Source organism: Streptomyces avidinii (genome assembly GCF_014650695.1).
In the GTDB taxonomy this organism is placed as follows: domain Bacteria; phylum Actinomycetota; class Actinomycetes; order Streptomycetales; family Streptomycetaceae; genus Streptomyces; species Streptomyces avidinii.
In genome coordinates this window covers 5,836-31,994 of record NZ_BMVL01000020.1, presented here as the reverse complement: position 1 = coordinate 31,994, position 26,159 = coordinate 5,836, and the positions used below count along the sequence as shown (strand labels likewise).

Sequence of the window (26,159 nt, the reverse complement as noted above, 5' to 3'; positions counted from 1 at the left end):
ATGAAGCCGGGGGGCGGACATGGTGCAGCGGGAGGCCGTTCTACGGCTGGACGATCAATGGGCACGGGTGCGGTCGGGGGCGGAGCACACGGAACCCGGGGAACGCGATCGGCTCCTCGACGAGCTGATCGGCGCCCTGCGCCCGTTCGACGGCGACCCGCAGTGCACCGCGCTGCTCGGGCTGCGCCTCGCCGACCGGGCCGCCCTCCGTTTCGCCGCGGGCGACCGCGCCGGCGCCCTCGCCACGATCGAGGAGGGGCTGCACAGCTCCGAGCGCGCCGCCGGGCACTCCCCCGAGTTCGCCCGCTGGTACGCCCGCGGGCTGATCAACCACGGGGTCTGGCTGGCCTGGCCGCTGAGCGACGGGGCCCGGCTGCCGAAGCACCCGCTGGGGCCGGCCGCCGGGGAGGGGCCGACCGCCATGGAACGGTCGGCCGGTGAACGCGCCCGCGACCTGACCCGGACCGCCGTGGAGGTGTGGGCGGGGCTGGACCAGCAGGATCCGGTCAACCGGCGCGGTCTGGCCCAGGCCAAGGTGTTCCTCGGGGACCGCCTCGCCGAGCTGGGCCTCGCCGAGGAGGCCGTGGCCTGGGCCGTGGCCGCCGAGGCCGACTTCCGGCAGCTGCTGCTCGCGGGCCCGGCCGCGGAGGAGGCCGGGGAGGCCGAGGAGGCCCTCGACCACATCGGCCGCCAGCTGGAACTGCGCCTGCGCTTCCTGGCCTTCGACTCCCTGATCGGCCTGCGCGCGCGGGGGCTGTTGCCCGAACGGCTGCTGCCCCGGGCCGTGGTGGCCGCCCGGATCCAGGGGACGCCGGAGTCCGCGATCGCGGCCGGCCTGGGGCTCGACGCCGAGCAGGTGCGCACCATGCTGGAGGTCACGCCCTGGCTCGCGGTGTGGCGCTTCGAGGTGCGCGTGCCTGACGGCCTGTGGACCGTACTCGAACATCCCTGGCACAGCGCCACAGAAGTAAGGAATCGGACGGCCGAGGAGGTAGCGGGCGAATTACTCCACGGGTTCGTCGGCTCGGCGGACTACCCCGGCGACGGCGTCCCGTGGCGCGTCCTGCTGTGGTGGCACGAGGAGGGCGAGCCCGCGGGGGCGAAGTACCGCTTGGTCGTCGGCCCCGACACCGCCTCGGGCACCCCCTCGTGAAACTTTGCACAAGGGGTCGCCTACGATATGGGGCGTGTTGAACCCCCTCGCCCACATCGCCAGCCGCTGGACCCCGTCACCCCGGACCCTCCAGCGGGCCGCACTCGCCGCGCTCGTCATGAGCGTGGTCATCGTCGTCACCGGCGGCGCGGTACGGCTGACCGGATCCGGCCTCGGCTGCGACACCTGGCCCAAGTGCACCGACGACAGCCTGATCGTGACGCAGGAGCAGGGCTTCCACGGTGCCATCGAGTTCGGCAACCGCATGCTGACCTACGTGCTCAGCGCGGCCGTCGGCTGGGCGATCATCACCGCCCGCTCGGCCAAGCCCTGGCGGCACTCCCTGACCAAGCTCGGCTGGGTGCAGTTCGTGATCGTGATGGCGAACGCCGTACTGGGCGGCATCACCGTCCTGACCGGGCTCAACCCGTACAGCGTGGCCGGGCACTTCCTGCTCGCCACCGCGCTGATCACCGTGACGACGGTCACCTGGCAGCGCACCCGCGAGGGCGACGGCGCCCCCAGGCCGCGCGTGCCCGGCCCGGTGCGCAAGCTGTCGTGGGCGCTGCTCGCGACCACCCTCGTACTGATCGCGGCGGGCACCGTCGTGACCGGCTCCGGTCCGCACGCCGGTGACAGCAGCGAGATCAGGCGCATGCCCTTCGACTGGGACACCACCGCCCACACGCATGCCGTCGCCGCCTGGCTGGTGTGCGCGCTCGCCGTCGCGATGTGGCTGGTCCTGCGGGTCGTGGACGCTCCCGCCGACACCCGGGCGCGCGCCCGCGACCTGCTGGTCGTGCTGCTCGCCCAGGGCGCCATCGGCTACGTGCAGTACGCCACCCAGGTCCCCGAGGCCCTGGTCGCCGCCCACATGCTGGGCTCCTGCCTGGTGTGGATCGCCGTGGTCCGGGTCGCGCTGAGCCTGCGCGAGCGGCCGGCCGAGCAGGCGGAGGTCCCCTCCCAGGGCGACCCGCAGCTCTCCGCCGTCTGATCACCCGAGGCCGATCAGGCCTGGACGGGCCCTGTCAGGGCCCGTCCAGGCGGTAGACGCGGCGGGCGTTGCCCGCCGCGACCATGGCGGCCACCCGCTCCGCGTCCCGCCAGGACCAGGAGCCCTCGGCGGCCCAGCCGCCCAGCACCCGGCCCAGCGCCTCGCGGAACACCAGCGCGCCGACCGCGTGCAGTTCGGGCAGGTGCCGGCCGCCGCTGGAGAACAGCACCTTCCCGAACGGCGCGACCTCCAGCAGCTCCGCCAGGACCGCCGCGGCCCTCGCCCCGGTCTGCCCGAGGGCCGCGCCCGCATCCGCGTAGACGTGCGGGAAGGCCGCGGCCAGCTGCGCCGTACGGCGGTGGTGCGGGTATCCGCCGAGCAGCACCAGCCGCGTACCCAGGCCCGCGGTGGCCCGTACGAACCCGGTCAGCGCGGCGGCATCGGCCGCTCCCGTGTGCAACTGGAGCGGCAGCCCCGACGCCACCGCGCTCCACAGCAGGTGGGCCAGGAGTACGGGGTCCCGTACGGCCCCGCCCCGCGGCCGCCCGGCGAGCCACCGCCCGGCCGCCCCGCGCACCGCCCCGGGACCGGGCGGCTCGGGTGCGGGGGCCGGGGTGTCCGCGCGGGCGAAGGCCGTGGCGCAGGTGAAGGCCGCGGCCCCGGCGGCGGCGTGGTGGACGGCCTCGGCGAGATTGGCGAGGAAGGCGCCCACCGTTCCCGAGGTGTCGGCGACCTGCTCGGCCAGTAACTCCAGCCGGACGGCCTCGTAGGCCTCGGCGTCCCCGGCGAGCGCCAGTTCCTTGGGCCCGGTGAGGTCCCCGGCCACCCCGGTGTCGACCAGGTAGGCGGCGACTCCGGATCCCCTCAGCAACCGCCGGGCGGTCTCGGCCACGCCCAGCTCGCGCCGCCGCGCCAGATAGCGGGCGGGGGTGGCGTGCGGTTCCAGCCCCAGCAGCGGCGGGCACCAGCGGCGCACGGCGAAGCCGGTCTGCGTGTCGAAGAAGGTGGTGCCCGCGGCGGGCGGGCCGGCCGAGCGCATCAGCTGGGCCTCGAAGGTGCCCAGGCCCAGCTCCGTACGGAGTACTCCGTGGCAGTACTGGTCCACCAGGGGCGGCGTTTCGATCATCCGGGCATCCCGTTGCGGACGTGAGGAAGGGGCTTCCACACGTCCTAACGGGTGAGCGGGGTGTGAGGTGTTGCTCGGGCTGTTGACCGAGACGGCACTCCCGTGTCCCCGGGGGGCGGTCCGGGCCTCAGGCCGCGGGGTTCTCGGGTCCGCCGATCTGGATGCCGGCCATCCGCGACCACTCGTACGGACCCGTGCGCACGCGCGCGGCGAACTCCCCGTCGAACTCGTCGTGCAGGGTCAGCCCGGCCTTCTCGGCGGCCAGCTGCGCCACCGTGAGGGTGGGGGCCACCAGGTCGCCCCAGCCGCCGTCCGTGCCCACGAGCACGATCCGGGTGCCGGCCTGGCCGATGTGGGCGAGCTGGCCCTCGGCGCCGCCGTGCTGCTTGGCGAACGCGCCGATCTGCTTGGCCAGCTTCGCGGCCCTGCGGTCCTGCTTCTTCTCCGCGGCGCCTGCGGCGGCAGGGGCGGCTGCGGTGTCTTCGGTGTCTCCCATGGAAGCCATGCTACCGGCGAGTAATCAGCGGAGGAAGGGATCCACGGCCACCGCCACGAACAGCAGCGACACATAGGTGATCGACCAGTGGAACAGCCGCATCTCCTTGAGCTTCGCGCCCACGAGCCCCGCCTTGGCGCGGGCGTGCAGCGCGTGCGCCTCCCACAGCCACCAGCCGCCCGAAGCCAGCGCGACCGCGGTGTAGAACCATCCGGTGTACCCCAGCGGGGTCAGCAGCAGCGAGACCGCCACCATCACCCAGCTGTAGAGGACGATCTGGCGCGCCACGGCCCTGTTGCCCGCGACGACCGGCAGCATCGGCACGCCGGCCCGCGCGTAGTCGTCCTTGACCTTCATCGACAGCGGCCAGTAGTGCGGCGGCGTCCAGAAGAAGATGACGAGGAAGAGGATGACCGCGGCCCAGGAGACCTCGTTCGTGACGGCCGACCAGCCGATGAGCACCGGCATGCAGCCCGCGATGCCGCCCCAGACGATGTTCTGCGCGGTGCGCCGCTTCAGCAGCATCGTGTAGACCACGACGTAGAAGAGGAGCGCACCGAGCGACAGCGCCGCCGACAGCCAGTTGACGAGCAGGCCGAAGAAGAGGGTGGAGACGACCGCGAGGGTGAGCCCGAAGGCCAGGCACTCCCGCGGGCTGACCATGCCGGTCACCAGCGGGCGCTGCGACGTCCGGTCCATCAGCGCGTCGATGTCGCGGTCGATGTACATGTTCAGCGCGTTGGCGCCGCCCGCGGACAAGTAGCCGCCGAGGCAGGTCACAAGGACCAGCCGCAGCGACGGAACACCCTGCTCCGCGAGGAACATCACCGGCACTGTGGTGATCAGCAGAAGTTCGATGATCCGCGGCTTGGTCAATGCCACGAAAGCCATGACGCGGGTCCCGAGCGGCCGCTGACCGGGGCTCGTCCCGAGCACCCCCGCTGGACGGGATTCGACGGCCGTCACGCACACCCCTGAGAGAGAATCCAGCAAGCTCCGACTCGGGCCACCCAAGAGATGAAGGCCCGGTTAAGGCTTGCGCGTACCACGCCACTGTAGACGTTGCACTTACGTCGCCCTGCGCCGGGGTCGCTTCGTGTTGGGCCGATCGGACCGTGCATATATACGGGGCACGCGCCGTACCGGGCACCCGTGGGCGGGTGAACGAGGGTCGGCGGCACGGTGACGGACTGCCTGCACTCGAATAGCTGCACGCCGTTGCGGGGGTAGGCTCGGAATCGCGCCGGTGCACCGTTCGTCACCGGGATTCATACATGTGGAGAGGAGCCCTGACCCACGGTGAGCACCAAGCCGACCACCACAGAGCTCGAGTGGACCGAACTGGACCAGCGGGCCGTCGACACCGCCCGCATCCTGGCCGCTGACGCGGTCCAGAAGGTCGGAAACGGCCACCCCGGTACGGCGATGAGCCTGGCCCCCGCCGCGTACACCCTCTTCCAGAAGGTGATGCGGCACGACCCGGCGGACCCCGAGTGGGTGGGCCGCGACCGCTTCGTGCTCTCCGCGGGGCACTCGTCCCTCACGCTCTACACCCAGCTCTACCTCGGCGGGTTCGGGCTGGAGCTGGACGACCTGAAGGCCTTCCGCACCTGGGGCTCGAAGACCCCCGGGCACCCGGAGTACGGCCACACGACGGGCGTCGAGACCACCACCGGCCCCCTCGGCCAGGGCATCGCCAACGCGGTGGGCATGGCCATGGCCGCCCGCTACGAGCGCGGCCTGTTCGACCCGGAGGCCCCCCAGGGCGCCTCTCCGTTCGACCACATGATCTACGCGGTCGCGGGTGACGGCTGCCTCCAGGAGGGCATCTCCCACGAGGCGTCCGCGCTGGCCGGCCACCAGAAGCTCGGCAACCTCGTCCTGCTGTGGGACGACAACCACATCTCCATCGAGGGCGACACGGAGACGGCCGTCTCCGAGGACACCCTGAAGCGCTACGAGGCCTACGGCTGGCACGTCCAGCGCGTCGCGCAGCAGGAGAACGGCGACCTCGACCCGAAGGCGCTGTTCGCGGCCCTCCAGGCCGCCAAGGCCGAGACCGGCCGCCCGTCCTTCATCGCGGCCCGCTCGATCATCGCCTGGCCCGCCCCGCACGCCCAGAACACCGAGGCCGCCCACGGCTCGGCGCTCGGCGACGACGAGGTCGCGGCCACCAAGCGCGTGCTCGGCTTCGACCCGGAGCAGACCTTCGAGGTCGCCGACGAGGTCATCGCGCACACCCGCTCGCTGGGGGACCGCGGCCGCGAGGCAAAGGCCGCCTGGGAGAAGGACTTCTCCGCCTGGCGCACCGCCAACCCGGAGCGCGCCGCCGAGTTCGACCGCATCAACGCCAACGAGCTGCCCGCGGGCTGGGAGGACAAGCTCCCCGTCTTCGAGCCCGGCAAGGGCGTCGCCACCCGCGCCGCCTCCGGCAAGGTCCTCGGCGCGCTCGGCGCGATCATCCCGGAGCTGTGGGGCGGCTCGGCCGACCTGGCCGGCTCCAACAACACCACCATCGACAAGGACTCCTCGTTCCTGCCGGTGGGCAACCCGCTGCCGGAGGCCGACCCGTACGGCCGCACCATCCACTTCGGCATCCGTGAGCACGCCATGGCCGCGGCCATGAACGGCATCACCCTGCACGGCCACACCCGCATCTACGGCGGCACCTTCCTGGTGTTCTCCGACTACATGCGCAACGCCGTCCGCCTGTCCGCGCTGATGCACCTGCCGGTGACGTACGTGTGGACGCACGACTCCATCGGTCTCGGCGAGGACGGCCCGACCCACCAGCCGGTCGAGCACCTCGCCTCGCTGCGCGCCATCCCGGGCCTGAACATCGTCCGCCCGGCCGACGCCAACGAGACCGCCATCGCCTGGCGCGAGATCCTGCGCCGCCACACCAAGGTCTTCGGCAAGGGTGCCCCGCACGGCCTCGCGCTGACCCGCCAGGGTGTGCCGACCTACGAGCGCAACGAGGCCGCCGCCAAGGGCGGGTACGTCCTGTTCGAGGCCGAGGGCGGTCCGGCGCAGGTCCTCCTCATCGCCACCGGCTCCGAGGTGCACGTGGCCGTCGAGGCCCGCGAGCAGCTCCAGGCCCAGGGCGTTCCCACCCGGGTCGTCTCGATGCCGTCCGTCGAGTGGTTCGAGGAGCAGGACCAGGACTACAAGGACAGCGTCCTGACGCCGTCGGTGAAGGCCCGCGTCGCGGTCGAGGCGGGCATCGGCCTGACCTGGCACCGCTACGTCGGCGACGCCGGCCGGATCGTCTCGCTGGAGCACTTCGGTGCCTCGGCCGACGCGAAGGTGCTCTTCCGCGAGTTCGGCTTCACCCCCGAGAACGTGGTGGCCGCCGCCCAAGAGTCCCTCGCCGCCGCCGCGCGCTGACGCCGATACGCAACCAAGTAGGAGATGTAAACCCATGACAGACGCACTCAAGCGCCTCTCCGACGAAGGCGTCGCGATCTGGCTGGACGACCTGTCCCGCAAGCGCATCACGTCCGGCAACCTGGCCGAGCTCATCGACCAGTCGCACGTGGTCGGTGTCACCACCAACCCGGCGATCTTCCAGAAGGCGATCAGCGGCGGCGAGGGCTACGAGCAGCAGCTCACCGACCTCGCGACCCGCAAGGTCACCGTCGAGGAGGCCCTGCGCATGATCACGACGGCGGACGTCAGGGACGCCGCCGACATCCTGCGCCCGGTCTTCGACCGCACCGACGGCCAGGACGGCCGCGTGTCGATCGAGGTCGACCCGCGCCTGGCGCACAACACCCCGGCGACCGTCGCCGAGGCCAAGCAGCTCGCCTGGCTGGTGGACCGTCCGAACACGCTCATCAAGATCCCGGCGACCAAGGCCGGTCTCCCGGCGATCACCGAGGTCATCGGCAAGGGCATCAGCGTCAACGTCACGCTGATCTTCTCGCTGGAGCGCTACCGCGAGGTCATGGACGCGTACCTGGCGGGTCTGGAGAAGGCCAAGGCCGCCGGCCTGGACCTCTCCCTGATCCACTCGGTCGCCTCCTTCTTCGTGTCCCGCGTGGACTCGGAGATCGACAAGCGTCTGGACGCGGTCGGCACCGACGAGGCCAAGGCCCTCAAGGGCAAGGCGGCGCTCGCCAACGCCCGTCTGGCCTACGAGGCCTACGAGGAGGTCTTCTCCTCGGACCGCTGGACCGCCCTGGAGCGCGTCGGAGCCAACAAGCAGCGCGCGCTGTGGGCCTCGACGGGCGTCAAGGACCCGGCGTACAAGGACACCCTGTACGTGGACGACCTGGTCGCCCCGAACACGGTGAACACCATGCCGGAGGCCACCCTGGAGGCCACCGCCGACCACGGCCAGATCACGGGCGACACCGTGCGCGGCACCTACGAGCAGGCGCGCGCCGAGCTCGACGCGGTCGCGAAGCTGGGCATCTCGTACGACGATGTGGTGCAGCTGCTCGAGGACGAGGGCGTCGAGAAGTTCGCGGCGTCCTGGAACGACCTGCTGAAGTCGACCGAGGCGGAGCTTGAGCGCCTCGCCCCCACGGAGGCCTGAACACCTTGTCTGTAAACGGAGCGAACCCGCTTCGTGACGCACAGGACCGGCGGCTCCCGCGTATCGCGGGGCCGTCCGGCCTGGTCATTTTCGGCGTTACGGGTGACCTGTCGCGCAAGAAGCTGATGCCTGCCGTCTACGACCTGGCCAACCGTGGCCTGCTCCCGCCGGGCTTCTCCCTGATCGGGTTCGCCCGTCGCGAGTGGCAGGACGAGGACTTCGCGCAGGAGGTCCACGACGCGGTCAAGGAGCACTCCCGGACGCCCTTCCGCGAGGAAGTGTGGCAGCAGCTCGTGCAGGGCTGCCGTTTCGTCTCGGGCGACTTCGACGACGACGCCGCCTTCGAGACGCTGAAGGCGACCATAGAGGAGCTGGACAAGGCACAGGGCACGGGCGGCAACTTCGCCTTCTACCTGTCCGTCCCGCCCAAGTTCTTCCCCAAGGTGGTGCAGCAGCTCAAGGACCACGGGCTGGCGCAGAAGGAGGGCTCCTGGCGGCGTGCCGTCATCGAGAAGCCCTTCGGCCACAACCTGAAGAGCGCCGAGGAACTCAACAAGGTCGTCCACGAGGTCTTCCCGCGTGACGAGGTCTTCCGGATCGACCACTACCTCGGCAAGGAGACCGTCCAGAACATCCTGGCGCTCCGCTTCGCCAACACGATGTTCGAGCCGATCTGGAACCGGTCGTACGTCGACCACGTGCAGATCACCATGGCCGAGGACATCGGCATCGGCGGCCGGGCCGGGTACTACGACGGTATCGGCGCCGCCCGGGACGTCATCCAGAACCACCTGCTCCAGCTGCTCGCGCTGACCGCGATGGAGGAGCCCGGCTCCTTCCACCCCAAGGCGCTGGTGGCCGAGAAGCTCAAGGTGCTGACGGCGGTCCAGCTGCCCGAGGACCTGGGCAAGCACACGGTGCGCGGCCAGTACGCGGCTGCCTGGCAGGGCGGCGAGAAGGTCAAGGGCTACCTCGAAGAGGACGGCATCGACCCCAAGTCCAAGACCGACACCTACGCGGCCATCCGGCTGGAGATCAACAACCGCCGCTGGGCGGGCGTCCCGTTCTACCTGCGGACGGGCAAGCGCCTGGGCCGCCGGGTGACCGAGATCGCGGTCGTCTTCAAGCGGGCCCCGTACCTGCCGTTCGAGTCGGGCGCGACCGAGGAGCTGGGGCAGAACGCCCTGGTCATCCGGGTCCAGCCGGACGAGGGCGTGACGGTCCGCTTCGGCTCCAAGGTTCCGGGCACCTCCATGGAGGTCCGGGACGTCACGATGGACTTCGCCTACGGCGAGTCCTTCACGGAGTCGAGCCCCGAGGCGTACGAGCGACTCATCCTCGACGTGCTCCTCGGCGACGCGAACCTCTTCCCGCGTCACCAGGAGGTCGAACTGTCCTGGAACATCCTCGACCCGATCGAGGAGTACTGGGACAAGCACGGCAAGCCCGCACAGTACCCGTCGGGCACCTGGGGGCCGGTCGAGGCGGACGAGATGCTCGCACGAGACGGACGGAGCTGGCGCCGGCCATGAAGATCGACCTCACGGAGACCAACTCCAGCAAGATCAATGCCGCGATGGTGCAGGCACGCCGGGACATCGGCACGCCGGCCATCGGCATGGTCCTCACGCTGGTGATCGTGACCGACGAGGAGAACGCGTACGACGCGCTCAAGTCGGCGAACGACGCGTCCCACGAACACCCCTCGCGGATCGTCGTCGTGGTCAAGCGGGCCAGCCGCTCCCCCCGCAGTCGCCGTGACGCCCGGCTCGACGCGGAGATCCGCGTCGGGGCGGACGCCGGCAGCGGGGAAACGGTGGTTCTCCGTCTGCACGGCGAACTGGTCAACCATGCCCAGTCGGTCGTGCTGCCGCTCCTGCTGCCCGACGCCCCCGTGGTCGTCTGGTGGCCGGGAGGGGCTCCGGCAGACCTGGCGGGCGACCCGCTGGGCGCGCTGGGACAGCGCCGGATCACGGACACGTACTCCTGCGAGCACCCGGTCGAGGCGCTCGGCGCCCGGGCGGAGGCGTACGCGCCCGGGGACACGGACCTGTCGTGGACCCGGATCACCCCGTGGCGCTCCATGCTGGCGGCGGCACTGGACCAGCAGGCCCTGTCGGTCGCCTCGGCGACCGTCGAGGGCGAGGACGAGAACCCGAGCTGCGAACTGCTGGCCATGTGGCTGGCGGACCGGCTCCAGGTCCCCGTCCGGCGCACGCTGTCGTCGGGCCCGGGCCTGACCTCCGTACGGCTGTCCACCAAGGACGGCGACATCGTCCTGGACCGGGCGGACGGCTCGCTGGCCACGCTGTGCATGCCGGGGCAGCCCGACCGTGCGGTGGCGCTCAAGCGCCGTGACACGGCCGAGCTCCTGGCGGAGGAGCTGCGCAGGCTGGACCCGGACAACACGTACGAGGCCTCGCTGAGGTTCGGCGTGGCGAGGCTGGAGGCCTCCACGCCTGCGGCGGCGCCCGACCCCGCCGAAGCCCCGGCGGACCCGGCCCCCGCCCCGGCTCCGAAGCCGAAGAAGGCCAGGGCCAAGTAGCGGAACCCTGCGGGGCTTTCGCCGCCCCGCCCTTTCGCCGTTTCCCGGAGCTCCGCCCCGGTTTCGGGAAGGGGCGGGGCGGGGACGGCTCCGCGCAGCGGTAACCGCATCCGCATCAGACCTACCGACAAGGCGGCAGCACATGGGTATGACGACTCCCCAGGTCGTCGTCCACCGGGACAAGGAACTGATGGCCCAGGCCACCGCGGCCCGGCTCATCACGAAGATCGTGGACGCGCAGGCGGCCCGCGGCTCCGCGTCCGTCGTCCTCACCGGCGGACGCAACGGCAACGGCCTGCTCGCCGCACTGGCAGCCGCCCCGGCGCGGGACGCCGTCGACTGGGCCCGGCTGGACCTGTGGTGGGGCGACGAGCGGTACGTCCCCGCCGACGACCCCGAGCGCAACCACACCCAGGCCCGTGAGGCCCTCCTGGACGCGGTCCCCGTGGACCCCGCCCGCGTGCACGTGATGCCCGCCTCGGACGGCCCGTACGGGGCGGACGTGGACGCCGCGGCAGCCTCCTACGCGGCCGAGCTCGCCAAGGCGGCAGGCCCCGAGGACCACGGCCCGGTCCCCACCTTCGACGTGCTGATGCTGGGCGTCGGCCCGGACACGCACGTGGCCTCGCTGTTCCCGGAGCACCCGGCGGCCCGCGAGACCGAGCGCACGGTGGTCGGCGTCCACGGCGCCCCGAAGCCCCCGCCCACCCGGATCTCGCTCACCCTCCCGGCGATCCGGGCCGCGCGTGAGGTCTGGCTGCTGGCCGCGGGCGAGGACAAGGCCGGGGCGGTGTCCCTGGCCCTGGGCGGCGCGGGCCAGGTCCAGGCCCCGGCCGCGGCGGCGTACGGCCGCTCCCGCACCCTGTGGCTCCTGGACCGCGCGGCCGCGGCCAAGCTCCCGACGGGGATGTACCCCCCGGCCTCCTCCTGACGGCGGCCCGTGCGAAAGGGCCCGCCTCCCGGTAGCGGGAGGCGGGCCCTTCACGTATCCGCGCCCGGGTCAGCCGCGCCCGCGCAGCTTCCGGTACGTGGCCACCAGGGCCTTCGTCGAGGCGTCCAGACCGGGCACGTCCGCACCCTCGCTCAGCGCGGGCTCGACGCGCTTGGCGAGCACCTTGCCGAGCTCGACGCCCCACTGGTCGAAGGAGTCGATGTTCCACACCGCGCCCTGGACGAACACCTTGTGCTCGTAGAGCGCGATCAGCTGGCCCAGCACCGCCGGGGAGAGCTCGGCGGCCAGGACGGTGGTCGTCGGGTGGTTCCCGTGGAAGGTCTTGTGCGGGACCAGTGACTCGGGGGCTCCCTCGGCGCGCACCTCGTCCGCCGTCTTGCCGAAGGCCAGCGCCTGGGTCTGCGCGAAGAAGTTCGCCATCAGCAGGTCGTGCTGGGCCGCCGTGGCCGCCTCCAGCTCCGCCACCGGCCGGGCGAAGCCGATGAAGTCCGCCGGGATCACCCGCGTGCCCTGGTGAATGAGCTGGTAGTAGGCGTGCTGACCGTTGGTGCCGGGCGTGCCCCAGACCACCGGGCCCGTCTGCCAGTCCACCGGATTGCCGTCGCGGTCCACGGACTTGCCGTTGGACTCCATGTCGAGCTGCTGCAAGTACGCGGTGAAGCGCGAGAGGTAGTGGCTGTACGGGAGCACCGCGTGCGACTGGGCGTCGAAGAAGGCGATGTACCAGATCCCCAACAGGCCCATCAGCAGCGGGGCGTTCTCGTGCGCGGGCGCCGTGCGGAAGTGCTCGTCCATGGTGTGGAAGCCGGCGAGCATCTCCCGGAAGGCGGCCGGGCCGATCGCGATCATCAGGGAGAGGCCGATGGCCGAGTCGAAGGAGTAGCGTCCGCCGACCCAGTCCCAGAACTCGAACATGTTGGCCGGATCGATGCCGAAGTCGGTGACCTTCTCGGCGTTGGTCGACAGGGCCACGAAGTGCCGTGCCACGGCGGCCTGGTCGCCGCCCAGCCCCGCGAGCAGCCAGCCGCGCGCCGAGGTGGCGTTGGTGATGGTCTCGATGGTGGTGAAGGTCTTGGAGGCGATGATGAACAGCGTCTCGGCCGGGTCCAGGTCCCGCACGGCCTCGTGCAGGTCCGCGCCGTCGACGTTGGAGACGAAGCGCACCGTCAGATCCCGGTCGGCGAAGGCACGCAGGGCCTCGTACGCCATGGCCGGGCCCAGGTCGGAGCCGCCGATACCGATGTTGACGACGTTCTTGATGCGCTTGCCGGTGAAGCCGGTCCACGCCCCCGACCTGACCCGGTCGGAGAAGGCCGCCATCTTGTCGAGGACGGCGTGCACGGCGGGGACGACGTTCTCGCCGTCGACCTCGACGACCGCGTCGGCCGGTGCGCGCAGGGCGGTGTGCAGCACCGCCCTGTCCTCGGTCGTGTTGATCTTCTCGCCGCGGAACATCGCCTCGCGCAGCTCGGCCACGCCGGTGGCCTCGGCCAGCTCGCGGAGCAGCGCGAGCGTCTCGTCGGTGACGAGGTGCTTCGAGTAGTCGATGTGCAGGTCACCGACCTGCAGGGTGTAGCCGGAGCCGCGGCCGGGGTTCTCCTCGAACAGCTCCCGCAGATGCGTCTGCCCGAACTCCTCCCGGTGCTTGCCGAGTGCCAGCCACTCCGGCATCCGGTTCAGCTTCGTACGTCCCTCCCGTCGACCACCACCACCCTCGCTTGACGCGCTTCGCGCGGCGGCCTGATTTGCATTCATCTCGGACATCAACCCACTTCTTCCGTCCTGTCGTGCCCCGCCGTCCTCCAACTTAAGGGATCACAAGCGGCAGAACGCACACAAAGAGGCCCGGTGCCACAGGAGAAGTTCCTGTGGCACCGGGCCTCGTGTCACGTGCTTCGGGCCGTCGCTCCGGGCCGTCTCAGATCTCGCCGCGGAGCTTGGCGAGCGCCTCGGCGAGGATCGCCTCGCCGTCGGCGTCCGAGCGCCGTTCCCGTACGTACGCCAGGTGCGTCTTGTACGGCTCGGTGCGCGGCGGGGCGGGCGGGTTGTCCCGGTCCTGGCCGGCCGGGAACCCGCAGCGCGGGCAGTCCCAGGTGTCCGGCACCTGCGCGTCGCTGGCGAAGCTCGGCTGCGTCTCGTGCCCGTTCGAGCACCAGAAGGAGATGCGCAGGCGGGGCGCGGACTCGCCGCGCTCTGCCTCACCCATCGGCCCCGCTCCGACCCGGCTACCACGGATCGCGTTGCCACTTGCCACGGTCGTAACTCCCTGCGTGATGGTGCCGCGGAGTGTGAGTGGATTTCCGCCGCGGAGCGCCCAAGTCTACGTAAGGCCCAACGCACGTCCAGTGAGCGGAGTTACTGATTCCACGCCATGAACGCCGACCCTCATAGTAGGCCGGGTGGTGCCGACCGGACTGCCGGAATGGCCAGAACGGTCAGCTGCTCGCCTTCATCAGCAGGCCGAGCGCGACGATGCACGCGAACCACAGCAGACCGACGACCACGGTGATGCGGTCCAGGTTGCGCTCCGCGACGGAGGAACCGCCGACCGACGACTGCATACCGCCGCCGAACATGTCGGAGAGGCCGCCGCCCTTGCCCTTGTGCATCAGCACGAGCAGCATCAGCAGGGCGCTGAAGACGATCAGGGCGATCGAGAACCCCATAATCACGGCTGATTCCTACTTTCTGGCTTTTCGGGCTTTCCGGCTTTGCGAGATGTGCGCGGGGGCCAGCGGCTGGTGGTTCAGCCCCTGGCCCCCGCAAGGGTACGACGGATCCGCCCTACCGCATACTCACTGGTCGCGGAAGCGGACGATCTTGACGAACTCCTCCGCGTCCAGTGCCGCGCCGCCGATCAGGGCGCCGTCGACGTCGGGCTGGGCCATGATCGCCGCGATGTTCCCGGACTTCACGGAGCCGCCGTACTGGATGCGGACCTTGTCGGCCAGCTCCTGCGAGTACAGCTCGGCGAGACGGCCGCGGATCGCCCCGCAGACCTCCTGGGCGTCGTCGGGGGTGGCGACCTCGCCGGTCCCGATGGCCCAGACGGGCTCGTAGGCGATCACGACGGACTCGACCTGCTCGGCCGGGACGCCTTCCAGGCCGCCGTCGAGCTGGCTCAGGGTGTGGGCGACCTGCCGGCCGGCCTTGCGGACGTCCAGGCCCTCTCCGACGCAGAGGATCGGGGTGATCCCGTGCCGGTAGGCGGCCTTGACCTTGGCGTTGCAGATTTCGTCGGTCTCGCCGTGGTACTGGCGGCGCTCGCTGTGGCCGACGGCCACGTACGTGCACTTCAGCTTCGACAGCATCGGGCCGGAGATCTCACCCGTGTAGGCGCCGGAGTCGTGCGCGGAGATGTCCTGGGCGCCGTACTTGATCTTCAGCTTGTCGCCGTCGACCAGGGTCTGGACGGAGCGCAGGTCGACGAAGGGCGGCAGGACCGCGACCTCGACGGCGTCGTAGTCCTTGTCGGCGAGGGCGAAGGCGAGCTTCTGGACGTGGGCGATGGCCTCCAGGTGGTTGAGGTTCATCTTCCAGTTGCCCGCCATGAGCGGGGTGCGCGTGGTCATACGGGTTCAGCCCTCCAGGGCGGCGAGGCCGGGGAGCGTCTTGCCCTCGAGGTATTCGAGGGAGGCGCCGCCACCGGTCGAGATGTGGCCGAAAGCATTCTCGTCGAAGCCCAGGATGCGGACCGCGGCGGCACTGTCGCCACCGCCGACGACGGTGAAGGCACTGCTGTCGAGCAGACCCTGGGCGACGGCCTTGGTGCCGCCGGCGTAGTCGGGGTGCTCGAAGACGCCCACCGGGCCGTTCCAGAAGACGGTCTTCGCGTCGGCGATCTTCGACGCGTACAGCTCGCGCGTCCGGGGGCCGATGTCCAGGCCCTCCTTGTCGGCGGGGATCTTGTCCGCGTCGACGATGTCGGGGTTCGCCGGGGCCTTGGTCTTCAGGTCCGGGAACTCCGAGGAGACCAGCACGTCGACCGGGAGGACCAGCTCGACGCCGGTGTCCTCGGCGCGCTGCATGTACTCCTTGACCTTCTCCACCTGGTCCTTCTGGAGCAGGGAGATGCCGACCTCGTAGCCCTTGGCGTGGAGGAAGGTGTAGGCCATGCCGCCGCCGATGAGGATGCGGTCGGCCTTGCCGAGCAGCTCGTCGATGACGGCGAGCTTGTCGGAGACCTTGGCGCCGCCGAGGACCACCACGTACGGACGCTCGACCTCGGCGGTCAGCTTCTTCAGGACGCCGACCTCGGTGGCGATGAGGTAGCCGGCCGCGTGCGGCAGGCGGGCGGGCAGGTCGAAGACCGAGGCGTGCCCCCGGTGCACCGCTCCGAAGCCGTCGCCCACGTACACGTCGGCGAGCTCGGCGAGCTGGTCCGCGAAGGCGGCGCGCTCGGCGTCGTCCTTGGAGGTCTCACCGGCGTTGAAGCGCAGGTTCTCGATGACGGCGACCTGGCCGTCGGTGAGGGCCGCGACGGTCTCCTTGGCGGAGGCGCCGACGGTGTCGGTGGCGAACGCGACGTCCGCACCGAGGAGTTCGCCGAGGCGGGTGGCGGCCGGGGCGAGCGAGAACGCCGGCTCCACGCCGGTGCCCTTCGGGCGGCCCAGGTGCGAGGCCACGATGACGCGGGCGCCGGCTTCGGCGAGCTTCGCGATCGTGGGCTGGACGGCGCGGATGCGGCCGTCGTCGGTGATGGTGCCCTCGGCCAGCGGGACGTTCAGGTCCGCGCGGACGAAGACCCGCTTGCCCTTGACGCCTTCGGCGAGCAGTTCATCGATCGTCTTCATGTATTTCTACTCCTTTAGCCTTCACTCGAAGGGCGAGGAAGGAAATAACGAGGCAAGCAACAGGGCCCGTGCGGCGCTTCGTTGCGCTGCTCGGACCCTGTGCTCACATCGTGGTGCCTTGCCCTACGTTCTTAGAGCTGACCGCCGACGAAGACGGTGAGGTCGACGAGACGGTTGGAGTAGCCCCACTCGTTGTCGTACCAGCCGACGACCTTGACCTGCGTGCCGTCCTGAACCATGGTCAGGGAGGAGTCGAAGGTGCAGGACGCGGGCCAGTTCACGATGTCGGAGGAGACGATCGCGTCCTCGGTGTAGTCGAGGATGCCCTTGAGCTGCCCCTCCGAGGCCTTCTGGAAGGCCGCGTTGATCTCTTCCACCGTGGTCTCGCGGGAGAGCTCCAGGACCAGGTCGGTGACCGATCCGGTCGGGACCGGCACGCGCATGGCGATGCCGTCCAGCTTGCCCTTGAGCTGCGGGAGGACCAGCGCGGTGGCCTTGGCGGCACCGGTGGAGGTCGGGATGATGTTCTCGGCGGCGGCGCGGGCGCGACGCAGGTCCGAGTGCGGGAAGTCCAGGATGCGCTGGTCGTTCGTGTACGCGTGGACCGTCGTCATCATGCCCTTGACGATGCCGAAGTTCTCGTCGAGGACCTTGGCCATCGGCGCCACGCAGTTGGTGGTGCAGGAGGCGTTGGAGATGACGTGGTGGTTGGCCGCGTCGTACTTGTCGTGGTTGACGCCCATCACGATGGTGATGTCCTCGTCCTTGGCCGGAGCCGAGATGAGGACCTTCTTCGCGCCCGCGGCGATGTGCTTGGCGGCGTCGGCCTTCTTGGTGAAGATGCCGGTCGACTCGATGACGATGTCGGCGCCCAGCTCACCCCAGGGGAGGTTCGCGGGGTCGCGCTCGGCGAAGGTCTTGAAGGTCTGGCCACCGACGGTGATGCTGTCGTCGGTGTGGGAGACGTCGGCCTTGAGTCGGCCCAGGATGGTGTCGTACTTGAGCAGATGCACCAGGGTCGCGTTGTCAGTCAGGTCGTTGACACCGACGATCTCGATGTCCGCTCCCTGCTCCAGGAGCGCCCGGAAATAGTTACGGCCAATTCGACCAAAACCGTTGATGCCTACGCGGATCGTCACGAACCGATCTCCTCGTTGGTGCGCCGGTAAGAGCGCCGGCGAGCTGTATGGGATGTCCCCGACCGCTTACGACCCTACCTCTCCGTGAGCTTTTGGGTGACATCGGTCGGGGCCTGACACGCCCGGGGTCCCGTTCCGGACGCGGTGGAACGGGGCCTCGGGACCTGGGCCCCGGTCACTCAGGGTGAATGAGGCCCGGGGCTCTGATCAGCGGTGCAGCGAACGAAGTGCCTTACCGACGAGTAGCGCTCGGTCCGCCGCGGTCGGCATGTGCTCCAGACCGAAGCCCAACAGCACGGTGTCACGCGTGGTGACCGCCGCATAGGACTTGAACAGTTCGCCGGTCCGGGCCCAGTCGCCCGGGACTTCGGGACTTCCGGCCGGGGCGGCCTGCGCCGTCCACGCGCCGAGGGAGGTCTCGAATCCCTCGACGGCCCGGTCCGCGCCGCCCACGGACAGGCGCGCGTCGTCCGCGAAGACGCCGCGGCCGCCCGAGCCCGGGTCGGTGATGTAGGAGAGCGAGAGCTCGACGGTCCGGCCCGCGTAGGCGCTCAGGTCGAAGGAGACCTGCTTCCAGCCGCCGGAGGAACCGGTGAAGCTGTTCCACTGGCCGCTGGTGCCCTGCGGGGTGCAGCCGCCCGCGTCGAGCGTGAGGTAGTGGCGCAGGAACGGGTGGCCGTTCATGAAGAACCCGGCCGCGCACTCCTCCGGGACGGTGTTGCCGGTCAGGCCGCCCGCCTCCGGCAGGGTGGTCCAGTCGTCTCCGCCGGCGCTCCGGGCCTCCAGAGCTGCGTGGTCGTAGCCCTCCTCGGTGTTCCAGTTGAGGGCCAGCTCGAGCTTCGGCTGGTCGGCCGCGGTGACCCCGGTGAGGTCGATCGTCCGGACGAGGCGCTTCCAGTCGTCGTCGGCGTGCAGGGCCGAGGCCATGCCGGAGCCGGCGTAGGGGGCGTACGGGTTCACGACCCCGGTGAAGGCTCCGGCCTGGGCGCTCCTGAACTGCGGGAACGCGGCGGGCGCCAGGGTGTCGGAGGTGACGGTGTACCCGCCGGGGGCATTGAGCGGATTGCCCGCGGCGTCGCCCACGTTGCCCCGTGCCCCGTTCAGGGCGCCGGCGCCGGCGAAGCCGGTGGCTCCGGGGGTGCTCGTACGGCCGTAGGCGCCGAGCCAGTACTGGCTGAAGTCGTTGGTCACGGCGCGGCCGACCTGGGCGTTGCCGCCGGCGAGCTCACCGGCCTCGATCAGCTTGCCGCCCTCGTTCAGGAAGTCGCGCACGGCCAACTGGGTTTCGCCGCCGGGGGTCTTGGCCCCGGTGTAGTGGACGACCGTACCGAAGTGGGAGAGGACGCCGAGGTGGTCGGGGACCCCCTGGACGGCGACGTCCCAGACCGCCGCGGACCGGCCGGCCGCGCGCAGGGCGTCGACGTAGGTCTGGGCGTGCTGGGCCTTGGCCCCCTCCTCCGCGATCACCAGGACGTCCGCGCGCGGCCGCTCGGCCACCGTGTACGTGAAGTGCTCGCTGGAGACCTGCTTGCCGGAGCGGTCGCGGCCGGTGAACCAGGCCTCGACCTTGTCCCCGGGCTTCGCGCCGTCGACCTCGGCCCGGTACTCGTCGAACCAGTTGTTGTCGTCGCCGCCGTAGACCTCGCCGCCCTTCCAGGGCTTCAGATCCTCGTCGTGCGTGCGGCCGCCGTTGATGCGGAAGTTGAGTTCCTTGTCCTTCAGCGCCTTGCGGGCCGTGACGGAGACCGGCTGGTCCTCGCCGCGGGCGACGTAGGAGGTGGCGAAGGCGTCCACCGTGAAGTCCGCGGCGCTCAGGCCCACCGAGGACGCCGGACGGTCCGGGTTCGCGGCGCTCTCGCCGACCGACAGCGCGAAGGGGACGTTCTTGGCGAACTCGGCCTGGACGAGCTTCTCGTCGTCCGGGAAGTTGAAGCCGGAGGCGCAGTCCTCGGGCTTCCACCGGTCGTTCGGGTCGCTCGCCGAGGCGGTCTGGCAGGTGGTCATCTCCGGCGTGAACATCATGATGCCGTTGACGTTGGAGGCGTGGCCGTCGGCCTCGCCGTTGGTGGTGTAGAGCTCGGAGGAGACCTGCGGGTAGTAGCCGGGGACGGCCGGGTTCTCCGGGGTGCCGGCGAGCGCCTTGTAGGCGACGTCGTCGGGGGTGGGGGTGGCGACCTGCCAGCCCACGCCGTAGAGGAGCAGCTCGGCCGCGGAGTGGTAGTTGATGGCGTACTCGAAGCCGATGCGCTTCTGGAAGCGGTCGAGGGCGACGGTCTCGGGCTCGGAGGAGGCGCTCGGGCCGCGATAGGTCTCGCTCGCCTGGTTCGGCGAGGAGCCCTCGTTGTCGTAGCCCCACTTGAAGGCGAAGTTCCGGTTGAGGTCGACCCCGTCGCCGGGGCCGGTCTTCCCATTGCCGTCGTTGTCGCGCAGGTTCTTGCGCCACAGCCGCTGGCCGTCGGCCGCGTGGGTGTAGTCGTACCCGTCGGGATTGGCGGAAAGCAGGAACCACAGCTCGCTGGAGTCCACCAGCTTCGTGACCCGCTGGTCCTTGCCGTAGTTGTCGAGCGTGTGGTGCATCAGCCGCCGGGTCATCTCGGGGGTGATCCACTCACGGGCGTGCTGGTTGGACATGTAGAGCACGGCCGGCTTGTCGCCGTCCTTGGTCTTCCTGGCGTTCTTGCTGACCTTGAGGGCGAGGATGTCCTTGCCCTGGACGGTCTTGCCGATGGAGACGACCTTGGTGAGTCCCGGGTTCTCCTGCGCGGTCCGCAGGATCTCCTCCTGGAGGCCGCCCTTGCCGCTGTACGGGCGGAACACCCCGTCGCCGGCCGCCCTGCCGCGGGCCAGGCCCTGTGCGGACACCTTGCGCTCGGCCAGCTTGACGCCCTGGGCGGCGAGTTCCTCGGCCTGGGCGCCGCTGAGGAACAGCTCGACGCGGGCCGTCCCGGTCTCCGGGGCCCGCTCGGAGAGCTCGTGCGCGTCCTGTCCCGCGGCAAGGACGAGCGGGACCTGTTCCCGCGTGATGTCGGCGTCGTAGACCCGTACCTCGTCGGCGCCGGATGCGGCGCCGGGTCCCGGCTGGGCCTGTGCCGCGGCGGGCAGCACGGCGAGTGTGGTTCCGAAGACGAGTGCGCTTGCGGCGAGGATCGATCTCGCGCGGTGACTCATGTGCCCCCCTGGGCGTCGTCTGCCACGAAAGCGTTCGGACGCCAGACTCAAGACCGGCCCATGCTCATGTCAATGGGGCGTGCGGCAAAGGGGCCCGCACGAGTGATCGCGCGGGCCCCTTCGGCCGAATCCGCAAACCGCTGCCGGTTCGGCTATCCGGCCATGTTGTCGGCCATCTCCTCGCTGAGGTCGAGATTCGACTCGGTGCCCGGGATGCCGAGGTCCTGGGCCCGCTTGTCGGCCATCGCCAGCAGGCGGCGGATCCGGCCGGCCACCGCGTCCTTGGTCAGCGGCGGGTCGGCGAGCGCGCCCAGCTCCTCCAGGGAGGCCTGCTTGTGCTCCATGCGCAGTCGGCCGGCCGCCGCCAGGTGCTCGGGGACCTCCTCGCCGAGGATCTCCAGCGCGCGCTGGACGCGGGCTCCGGCGGCCACCGCGGCGCGCGCCGAGCGGCGCAGGTTGGCGTCGTCGAAGTTGGCCAGGCGGTTGGCGGTGGCGCGCACCTCGCGCCGCATCCGCCGCTCCTCCCAGGCCAGCACCGACTCGTGCGCGCCGAGCCGGGTCAGCAGGGCTCCGATCGCGTCACCGTCGCGGACGACGACCCGGTCCACTCCGCGCACCTCGCGCGCCTTGGCGGCGATGGACAGCCTGCGGGCGGCGCCCACCAGGGCCAGGGCGGCCTCCGGGCCGGGGCAGGTGACCTCCAGGGAGGAGGACCGGCCCGGCTCGGTGAGCGAGCCGTGGGCCAGGAAGGCGCCGCGCCAGGCCGCCTCGGCGTCACAGGTGGCCCCGGAGACCACCTGCGGCGGAAGACCCCGGATGGGGCGCCCGCGGCCGTCCACGAGGCCCGTCTGGCGCGCCAGCTGGTCACCGCCGGCCACGACGCGGACCACGTAGCGGCTGCCTCGTCGCAGTCCGCCGGGCGCCATCACCACCAGGTCCGAGGAATGGCCGAAGATCTCCAGGATGTCCTTGCGCAGGCGTCTGGCGGCGATCCCGGTGTCCAGCTCCGCCTCGATGACGATGCGGCCGCTCACCAGGTGCAGCCCGCCCGCGAACCGAAGGATCGCCGAGACCTCCGCCTTCCTGCAGCAGGTCCGGGTGACGGGCAGGCGGGAGATCTCATCCTTCACCGCAGGCGTCATCGCCATGGGCCGATCCTTCCATGCATCCGAAAAATACGGTCGTACGCGGCGGCCAGCAGCTCCGGATCGTGCTTCGGAGAACCGTCCTGCCTGGCCACGGGAGCCAGCTCGACCGCGGCACCGAAGCGTTTCGCGGCATCGGAGAGGGACTCGCGGTCGGGCACGGCGGCCTCGTCGGCCAGCACCACGTCCAGGGCGAGTTTAGGGGCGTGTCGGGCCAAAACCTCCAAATGACGCTGCGGAGAGAAGCCCTCTGTTTCGCCGGGTTGCGGCGCGAGGTTCAGCGAGAGGACCCGCCGGGCCTTCGTCTCCATCAGCGCTTCCAGCAGTTCCGGCACCAGCAGGTGCGGAATCACGGAGGAGAACCACGACCCCGGACCGAGCACCACCCAGTCGGCGTCCAGGACCGCGGCGACGGCCTCCGGCACCGCCGGCGGGTCGCTCGGCACCACCTGTACGGAGAGCACCTCGCCCGGGGTCAGCGCCACCGTGGCCTGCCCGCGGACGGTGTCCACGTCCTCGGGACGGGCCGGGTCGTGCCCCCTGACCAGGGCCTGGAGCTCCAGCGGCACCGCCGACATCGGCAGGACGCGTCCCTGGGCCCCGAGCAGCTTGCCGACCAGGTCGAGGGCCTGGACGGGGTCGCCGAGCTGTTCCCACAGGGCGACGATCAGCAGGTTCCCGACCGCGTGCCCGTGCAGATCGCCCTCGGACTGGAAGCGGTGCTGGATGACCCGGGCCCAGGTCTGGCCCCAGTCATCGTCCCCGCACAGCGCGGCCAGCGCCTTGCGCAGGTCGCCGGGCGGGAGCACGCCGAGCTCCTCGCGGAGCCGGCCGCTGGATCCGCCGTCGTCGGCGACGGTGACCACCGCGGTGAGGTCACCGGTGATGCGCCGCAGGGCGGCGAGGGAGGCCGACAGGCCCTGGCCGCCGCCGAGCGCCACCACCTTGGGCGTGGCGCCGCGCCGGCGGCCGGAACGGCCGGAGCGGCCCACGCCGTCCTCGCCCCGTCCCGGGGTGAGGCGGCGCAGGCGGCTCAGCCGCGGGGTCCGTGGTGTCACTCGCGCCCCATGTCCCGGTGGACTACGACGGTCTCGACTCCCTCGGAGGCGAGGCGGGCGGCGAGCTTCTCGGACATGGCCACACTGCGGTGCTTGCCGCCCGTGCAGCCGACCGCGATGGTCACGTACCGCTTGCCCTCGCGGCGGTAGCCGGTGGCGATGAGCTGGAGCAGCTCGGTGTAGCGGTCGAGGAACTCCTTGGCGCCGGGCTGGCTGAAGACGTACCCCGACACCTCCTCGTTGAGCCCGGTGAAGGGGCGCAGCTCCGGGACCCAGTGCGGGTTGGGGATGAAGCGGCAGTCGACGACCAGGTCGGCGTCGACGGGGAGGCCGTACTTGTACCCGAAGGACATGACGGTGGCCCGCAGCTCGGGCTCCTCGTCCCCGGCGAACTGGGCGTCCATCTTGGCGCGCAGTTCGTGCACGTTCAGGCTGGAGGTGTCGATCACCAGGTCGGCGTCGCCGCGCAGCTCGCGCAGCAGGTCGCGCTCGGCGGCGATGCCGTCGGTGATGCGCCCGTCGCCCTGGAGCGGGTGCGGGCGGCGGACCGACTCGAAGCGGCGGACCAGCGCGTCGTCGGAGGATTCCAGGAAGACGATGCGGCGGGTGACGCCCTTGCTGTCGAGGTCGGCGAGCGACTCGCGCAGGGCGTCGAAGAACTGGCGGCCGCGGACGTCCACGACGACGGCGATGCGCGCCACGTTGCCCTGGGAGCGGGCACCGAGCTCCACCATGGTCGGGATCAGGGCCGGCGGCAGGTTGTCGACGACGAACCAGCCGAGGTCCTCCAGACACTTGGCCGCCGTACTGCGGCCGGCCCCGGACATGCCGGAGATGATCACCAGCTCGGGGATGGCCGCCTCGGCGGTCTCGCCGGGCTCCACTGTCGTGCCCGTACTCACCTGTGCTCCGTCTCGGTCGTGCGCGGTCTCGTGCTCGGTCATTGCTCGGTCCCCCGTTCGGACGATGCTCCCGCTGGCGCGGGGGTCTCATCCTCAATGATCTCTCCTGTGGCCGTGTTGACGGCAGGACCAGCGGGAACCGCCCGGGCGAGGGCCGCGACCACGGTCTCGGCCGTCTTCCGGCCTATGCCCGGGACCTCGCAGATCTGGTCGATTGTCGCCTGTCTCAGCTTCTTCACCGAACCGAAGTGCTTGACCAGGGCCTGCTTGCGGCTCTCGCCGAGGCCGGGCACCTCGTCCAGCGGCCCTGATTTCAGGCGCTTGCCGCGCTTGTTGCGCTGGTACTGGATGGCGAACCGGTGGGCTTCGTCACGGACCCGCTGGAGCAGGTAGAGGCCCTCGCTGGTGCGCGGCAGTACGACCGGGTCGTCCTCGCCGGGCAGCCAGACCTCCTCCAGCCGCTTGGCCAGACCGCACACGGCGACGTCGTCGATCCCGAGCTCTTCCAGGGCCCGCTTGGCGGCGGCGACCTGCGGTTGGCCGCCGTCGACCACGACGAGCTGCGGCGGGTACGCGAACCGCTTGGGCCTCCCGTCGTCCTCGGGGACCGCCCCGGCGACGTCCTCGCCCTCCTCGGGGGACCACTCCCCCGTCTTCAGCTTCTCCTGCAGGTAGCGGCGGAAGCGCCGGGACACCACCTCGTGCATGGAGCGGACGTCGTCCTGCCCCTCGAAGGACTTGATCTGGAAGCGCCGGTACTCGCTCTTGCGGGCCAGCCCGTCCTCGAAGACGACCATCGACGCGACGACGTCGTCACCCTGGAGATGGGAGATGTCGAAGCACTCGATGCGCAGCGGGGCACTGTCGAGGTCCAGGGCCTCGGCGATCTCCTCCAGGGCCCGGGAGCGGGTGGTGAGATCGCTGGCGCGCTTGGTCTTGTGCAGCGCGAGGGACTGGAGCGCATTGCGGTGGACGGTCTCCATCAGGTCCTTCTTGTCGCCGCGCTGCGGTATGCGCAGGCTGACCTGGGACCCCCGCCGGTCGGCGAGCCACTGGCTGAGCACCGGCGCGTCCTCGGGGAGCGCCGGGACCAGCACCTCCTTGGGCACGGCCTCGCCCTTCTCCTCGCCGTACAGCTGCTGGAGGGCGTGCTCCACGAGTCCGGCGGTGTCGACGGCCTCGACCTTGTCGGTGACCCAGCCGCGCTGACCGCGGACCCGGCCGCCGCGGACGTGGAAGATCTGCACGGCGGCTTCGAGCTCGTCCTCGGCCACGGCGATCAGGTCGGCGTCGGTGGCGTCGGCGAGCACCACGGCGTTCTTCTCCATCGCCCGGCGCAGCGCCCCGATGTCGTCGCGCAGCCGGGCGGCCTTCTCGTACTCCATCTCCTCGGCCGCCGCGTGCATCTCCTTCTCCAGCCGGGAGAGGTAGGTGCCGGTGCGGCCGGCCATGAAGTCGCAGAAGTCCTCGGCCAGTTCGCGGTGCTCCTCGGGGGTGACCCGGCCGACGCAGGGGGCGGAGCACTTGCCGATGTAGCCGAGCAGGCAGGGCCGGCCGATCTGGGCGGAGCGCTTGAACACGCCCGCGGAGCAGGTCCGGACCGGGAACACCCGGAGCATCAGGTCGACGGTCTCGCGGATCGCCCAGGCGTGTCCGTACGGCCCGAAGTAGCGCACGCCCTTCTTCTTGGGCCCCCGCATGACCTGGACCCGCGGGTACTCCTCATTGAGGGTGACGGCGAGGGAGGGGTAGCTCTTGTCGTCCCGGTACTTGACGTTGAACCGGGGGTCGAACTCCTTGATCCACGAGTACTCCAGCTGGAGCGCCTCGACCTCGGTGGACACCACGGTCCACTCGACGGAGGCGGCCGTGGTCACCATCGTGGCGGTACGGGGATGCAGGCCGGCGAGGTCCTGGAAGTAGCTGGCCAGGCGCTGGCGCAGGCTCTTGGCCTTCCCGACGTAGATCACCCGGCGGTGCTCGTCGCGGAACTTGTAGACCCCCGGGGAGTCAGGGATCTGTCCCGGCTCGGGACGGTAGCTGGAAGGGTCGGCCATGCCAACCACCCTACTTGCGCCCACCGACAACGGACCGTACGCCTCCGGCCCGGTCTGCGGATCCGGGCGGTGGCCCGCGGGCCTTCCGGGA

The 26,159-nt window shown here is 70.9% G+C and carries 21 protein-coding genes; 7 read left to right on the top strand and 14 right to left on the bottom strand.

Going from position 1 to position 26,159, the window contains the following annotated elements:
- Positions 1-19 precede the first annotated feature (19 nt).
- Positions 20-1,153, top strand: coding sequence for a hypothetical protein (locus tag IE257_RS34550; protein ID WP_189973797.1), 1,134 nt, complete (start codon positions 20-22; stop codon positions 1,151-1,153).
- Between the two features lie 4 nt (positions 1,154-1,157).
- Positions 1,158-2,147: a COX15/CtaA family protein gene (locus tag IE257_RS34545; RefSeq protein ID WP_189973796.1), complete on the top strand. Its 990-nt coding sequence runs from the start codon at positions 1,158-1,160 to the stop codon at positions 2,145-2,147.
- A gap of 34 nt (positions 2,148-2,181) precedes the next feature.
- Here IE257_RS34545 and IE257_RS34540 read toward each other — a convergent pair whose 3' ends face one another.
- The 3 genes from IE257_RS34540 to IE257_RS34530 form a co-directional block, all read right to left on the bottom strand.
- A complete protein-coding gene (locus IE257_RS34540; protein WP_189973795.1) occupies positions 2,182-3,273 on the bottom strand; it encodes an amidohydrolase family protein in 1,092 nt (363 codons plus the stop codon).
- 127 nt (positions 3,274-3,400) lie between these two features.
- Positions 3,401-3,778, bottom strand: coding sequence for a hypothetical protein (locus IE257_RS34535; protein ID WP_372453160.1), 378 nt, complete (start codon positions 3,776-3,778; stop codon positions 3,401-3,403).
- Positions 3,779-3,793: 15 nt separating this feature from the next.
- Positions 3,794-4,741 (bottom strand): heme o synthase, encoded by a 948-nt coding sequence (locus tag IE257_RS34530; RefSeq protein ID WP_189973885.1) that lies wholly within the window; start codon positions 4,739-4,741, stop codon positions 3,794-3,796.
- Between the two features lie 327 nt (positions 4,742-5,068).
- Between IE257_RS34530 and tkt the strand changes: the two genes are divergently transcribed.
- The 5 genes from tkt to pgl all read left to right on the top strand — a co-directional run bounded on the left by tkt (position 5,069) and on the right by pgl (position 11,785).
- Positions 5,069-7,156 carry a transketolase gene (gene tkt / locus IE257_RS34525; protein WP_189973793.1) on the top strand — a complete coding sequence of 696 codons (2,088 nt, stop codon included), beginning with the start codon at positions 5,069-5,071 and terminating at the stop codon, positions 7,154-7,156.
- A gap of 34 nt (positions 7,157-7,190) precedes the next feature.
- Positions 7,191-8,309, top strand: coding sequence for a transaldolase (gene tal / locus IE257_RS34520; protein ID WP_189973792.1), 1,119 nt, complete (start codon positions 7,191-7,193; stop codon positions 8,307-8,309).
- 5 nt (positions 8,310-8,314) lie between these two features.
- Complete coding sequence (zwf, locus tag IE257_RS34515; protein ID WP_189973791.1) at positions 8,315-9,841, top strand: glucose-6-phosphate dehydrogenase; 1,527 nt, start codon at positions 8,315-8,317, stop codon at positions 9,839-9,841.
- Positions 9,838-10,854, top strand: coding sequence for a glucose-6-phosphate dehydrogenase assembly protein OpcA (gene opcA, locus IE257_RS34510; RefSeq protein ID WP_189973790.1), 1,017 nt, complete (start codon positions 9,838-9,840; stop codon positions 10,852-10,854). The genes zwf and opcA overlap by 4 nt, the downstream gene beginning before the upstream one ends.
- 148 nt (positions 10,855-11,002) lie before the next feature.
- Entirely contained in the window at positions 11,003-11,785 is a 783-nt protein-coding gene (pgl, locus tag IE257_RS34505) for a 6-phosphogluconolactonase (protein WP_052874934.1), read from the top strand.
- A gap of 69 nt (positions 11,786-11,854) precedes the next feature.
- On the opposite strand, the gene pgi is transcribed toward pgl, so the two are convergent.
- The 11 genes from pgi to uvrC form a co-directional block, all read right to left on the bottom strand.
- Positions 11,855-13,561: a glucose-6-phosphate isomerase gene (pgi, locus tag IE257_RS34500; RefSeq protein WP_189973884.1), complete on the bottom strand. Its 1,707-nt coding sequence runs from the start codon at positions 13,559-13,561 to the stop codon at positions 11,855-11,857.
- A 163-nt stretch (positions 13,562-13,724) separates the two neighbouring features.
- On the bottom strand, positions 13,725-14,060 hold the full coding sequence (locus IE257_RS34495) for an RNA polymerase-binding protein RbpA (RefSeq protein WP_010352468.1): 336 nt from the start codon (positions 14,058-14,060) through the stop codon (positions 13,725-13,727).
- 181 nt (positions 14,061-14,241) lie between these two features.
- Complete coding sequence (secG, locus tag IE257_RS34490) at positions 14,242-14,472, bottom strand: preprotein translocase subunit SecG (protein ID WP_189973883.1); 231 nt, start codon at positions 14,470-14,472, stop codon at positions 14,242-14,244.
- A 129-nt stretch (positions 14,473-14,601) separates the two neighbouring features.
- The gene (gene tpiA / locus IE257_RS34485) at positions 14,602-15,378 is read right to left on the bottom strand and encodes a triose-phosphate isomerase (RefSeq protein WP_189973789.1); all 777 of its coding nucleotides are present in this window, start codon (positions 15,376-15,378) and stop codon (positions 14,602-14,604) included.
- A 6-nt stretch (positions 15,379-15,384) separates the two neighbouring features.
- Positions 15,385-16,599 (bottom strand): phosphoglycerate kinase, encoded by a 1,215-nt coding sequence (locus IE257_RS34480; protein ID WP_189973788.1) that lies wholly within the window; start codon positions 16,597-16,599, stop codon positions 15,385-15,387.
- 131 nt (positions 16,600-16,730) lie between these two features.
- On the bottom strand, positions 16,731-17,738 hold the full coding sequence (gap, locus tag IE257_RS34475; RefSeq protein WP_189973787.1) for a type I glyceraldehyde-3-phosphate dehydrogenase: 1,008 nt from the start codon (positions 17,736-17,738) through the stop codon (positions 16,731-16,733).
- A gap of 207 nt (positions 17,739-17,945) precedes the next feature.
- Positions 17,946-20,906, bottom strand: a complete 2,961-nt coding sequence (locus IE257_RS34470; protein ID WP_189973786.1) for a M14 family metallopeptidase — start codon at positions 20,904-20,906, stop codon at positions 17,946-17,948.
- A 152-nt stretch (positions 20,907-21,058) separates the two neighbouring features.
- Positions 21,059-22,054: a DNA-binding protein WhiA gene (gene whiA, locus IE257_RS34465; RefSeq protein ID WP_030009075.1), complete on the bottom strand. Its 996-nt coding sequence runs from the start codon at positions 22,052-22,054 to the stop codon at positions 21,059-21,061.
- Positions 22,045-23,109, bottom strand: a complete 1,065-nt coding sequence (locus tag IE257_RS34460) for a gluconeogenesis factor YvcK family protein (RefSeq protein WP_189973785.1) — start codon at positions 23,107-23,109, stop codon at positions 22,045-22,047. The genes whiA and IE257_RS34460 overlap by 10 nt, the downstream gene beginning before the upstream one ends.
- Positions 23,106-24,053: an RNase adapter RapZ gene (gene rapZ, locus IE257_RS34455; RefSeq protein ID WP_030009073.1), complete on the bottom strand. Its 948-nt coding sequence runs from the start codon at positions 24,051-24,053 to the stop codon at positions 23,106-23,108. Before rapZ ends, IE257_RS34460 begins: the two co-directional genes overlap by 4 nt.
- Positions 24,050-26,068: an excinuclease ABC subunit UvrC gene (gene uvrC, locus IE257_RS34450; protein WP_189973784.1), complete on the bottom strand. Its 2,019-nt coding sequence runs from the start codon at positions 26,066-26,068 to the stop codon at positions 24,050-24,052. The genes rapZ and uvrC overlap by 4 nt, the downstream gene beginning before the upstream one ends.
- Positions 26,069-26,159 lie beyond the last annotated feature (91 nt).